Consider the following 2876-nt stretch of genomic DNA (forward strand, 5'->3'; position numbering starts at 1 on the left):
CTTTTATTTTTCATATTGGCGAGAATTCTTTCAATGGAATCGTACGCCATACCAACACCAAGAAAAAAATTCTTGGAATAACCACATTCCTTGCAATATACTTGAAAAAGTCTACCCAAAATATCCCCTCCCTTTTTTAAACAAACTTAAAGTTTAATATAATGAAATTAGAGGGACAACAGTATGTCCGTGGCAGAAAAAAAGAGAAGAAAAAATCTTTTTTTGGAAAAGCTGTCCAGAGAAAATTATAATCTTTACCTCACAAGGAAAATGATGAAACTGGGTAAGGAGCTGCTTCTTTTGTTAAATACACGAATATGAAGATCTACTAAATCTTTTATATGATGGACGATCTTTATCCCTTGAATATATTTTCATTATGCCACTGAATATATTCAATTGAAGGATAATAAGATCTATCTGAGGGGAGATTTATTGAACTTCCGTGAAGCTTGTAATAATCCCGCCCGTTTTCATATTCTTCGCGTATCTTTTTGCTCACCTCAACTTTGTAATCCTGCGTAACCGTCATATACCCTAAATCAAAAAGCTTATGCAAATCTGAACGAAGAAGAAGACCATTTTTAATTTTATAGGGTCCTGATTTTGAAACTGGTTTTATATGTGCCGCTTCGAGCACAGGTAGTGTTTTTTCCTGTGTTATAGCACATTGTCTTTTGTATGTATCTGTAACAAGGACCCGAAAAGACCCCTGCCCAAGGCGAGCTTTAACCAAATACTCATTACCATAGAGAGGACCATCTTCTCCAACTTCTTCAATGATGTGCCTGCCATTGATTCTTTCCATTACCTTATCCCAAATCTCCCTGCCAATGCTCGTATCAGTGGAATAAGTTTTTCCTTGCACAATGCTTGGTGCCCAATCTTTAGGAGATGGAATCCATTCATTTACCTTAAAAAAGAAAGGTCTTGTCAATATGATACATCCAATCATAGGATTAATTCCAAAATCCTCCTGCTGGTTCCTATAACTTAAAATTGCATCTCGGAATGTTTCAAAGTCCGATGCACCATTCTTTTCTCCAAATGCTTCCCAAGCAAGAGACAGAGGCAGTTGGGAATATCTAAGGAAAAACCCACCGCCTGTTATAAAATTCAGCGGGCTATGCAGTTTGAATAAAAAGAGCTCGCCTGCCTGAATGGCACTAAACCTTCCCCCTCCCGGTTTCCAGAAATTAACCTCATCAGGCTTTATCTCTGAAAGATATTCAAACCATCTATTATCTGTTACAGCAACATAAAAATTCATAAAAAACCTCCATCGCAAAAAAATTCTTTGCCTAAGACATACTGTTGTCCCTCACCCATCTTATATTGTAGCGCAAGGTTGAAAAAAGAATCAATAACTACTGACACAGGGAGGGTAAAAATGACTTTACACATTCATTACACTTACCAATGTCCAAATTGTGACGCTTACTATATACCTTACAGCAAGGATATCTTATGCCCCAAATGCGGCTCAAAGAGTGAAGAAATCTTTGATTACATTACAGAAGCATTAAATTCAATGCATTTCAATCTTGAAGCTTATGGCAAATTCACACCGCCTGCATGGTATGTTGGCTCATTGGGCGACCATATCTTATCTCTTCTTTTCCCAATATTCGACCACTATGAAAACCACCCTAATGGCAAAAGCTTCGAGCTTGTATCCAAAAATATATTGGAATCTATGAATTGGGCAGACCAGCTGTATCTTCTGCCACATGTCCATCAAATTGCATTGGAAATATATGGAAAACTACAGGCAAACAAGTCGCCAGAGTAAAAAAAGAAACATTGTGGAAATAATTCTTAAATTTACTTTTTTTGAAAATTTTATATGTTGAGCTAAAAATGATTAATGAAAATAATCAAATATAATAAAAAGTTTTTCTATATAAATATTTTGATTGAATATTGACAATAATTGCTTAATTGTTATTTTTTCAAATTTAAACTTATAAATAATGAAAGGATTTATTATGGACACTCAAACAATTACCTGTCCAAATTGCGGCACAGAAATAGAAGTTGCAAAAGTGCTTTCTGACCAAATAAGCGCTCAATTGCGTAAACAATTTGAAAACGAAGCGAAAAGAAAGGAATCTGCCCTAAAAAAGAAGGAAGCACAACTTCTCGAAGAACGCAAAAAACTTGAAGATGAAAAAGAATCAATGGAGCTCAAAGTTCAAGAAATCCTGCTAAAAGAAAAAGCAAAGATCAAAGCAGAAGCGATCAAAGATGCAGAAAAAAAGATGAGTATAGAATTCAAAGATCTTCAGGAACAGGCAAAAGCACAACAGAAAAAGCTCGAAGAATTCCAAAAACAGGAGCTTGAACTAAGAAAAAAAGTCCGTGAAGCTGAAGAAATAAAAAGAAATGCAGAACTTGAAATCGCACGCCGTGTAGATGAAGAAAAAAATAAAGCAATATTGGAAGCTAAAAGGCAGTTTGAAGAAGAGCACCGTCTAAAAGACAAGGATAAGGATCAAAAGATTGAAGACCTGAAAAAAACCGTCGAAGCCCTTAAACAAAAACTGGAACAAGGCTCACAGGAGAGACAGGGTGAAGTCTTCGAGCAGGACCTTGAAGAACGGCTCAATATGGTATTCCCAATTGACACAATAATCCCCATATCAAAAGGTCAGCGCGGCGCTGATGTCGTACAGGTAGTCAACGAAAACGGTTACATTTGCGGCAAAATTCTCTGGGAAGCCAAAAGAACGAAAAATTGGAGCAACAACTGGATAGAAAAGCTTCGCCAAGACCAGCAAAATGAAAAAGCAGACATTGCCATAATTGTGAGCAACGCGCTTCCGAAAGACATCGATTCTTTTGGTCAAATAGACGGCATATGGGTTACCGATGAC

Annotated in this window: 3 protein-coding genes; 2 read left to right on the forward strand and 1 reads right to left on the reverse strand. The window is 36.6% G+C overall.

The window, feature by feature from the left end; all coding sequences use genetic code 11:
- Positions 1-355: 355 nt before the first annotated feature.
- Positions 356-1270, reverse strand: coding sequence for an HNH endonuclease (locus D6734_07090; GenBank protein ID RMF94708.1), 915 nt, complete (start codon positions 1268-1270; stop codon positions 356-358).
- Between the two features lie 120 nt (positions 1271-1390).
- Here D6734_07090 and D6734_07095 point away from each other — a divergent pair, with 120 nt between their 5' ends.
- Both D6734_07095 and D6734_07100 read left to right on the forward strand, forming a co-directional pair.
- Positions 1391-1792: a TFIIB-type zinc ribbon-containing protein gene (locus D6734_07095; protein RMF94709.1), complete on the forward strand. Its 402-nt coding sequence runs from the start codon at positions 1391-1393 to the stop codon at positions 1790-1792.
- Positions 1793-1988: 196 nt separating this feature from the next.
- Positions 1989-2876 (forward strand): DUF2130 domain-containing protein (locus D6734_07100; GenBank protein RMF94710.1); only part of this gene is annotated, 888 nt, incomplete at its 3' end.

It is taken from the genome of Candidatus Schekmanbacteria bacterium (assembly GCA_003695725.1).
Lineage (GTDB): Bacteria > Schekmanbacteria > GWA2-38-11 > GWA2-38-11 > J061 > J061.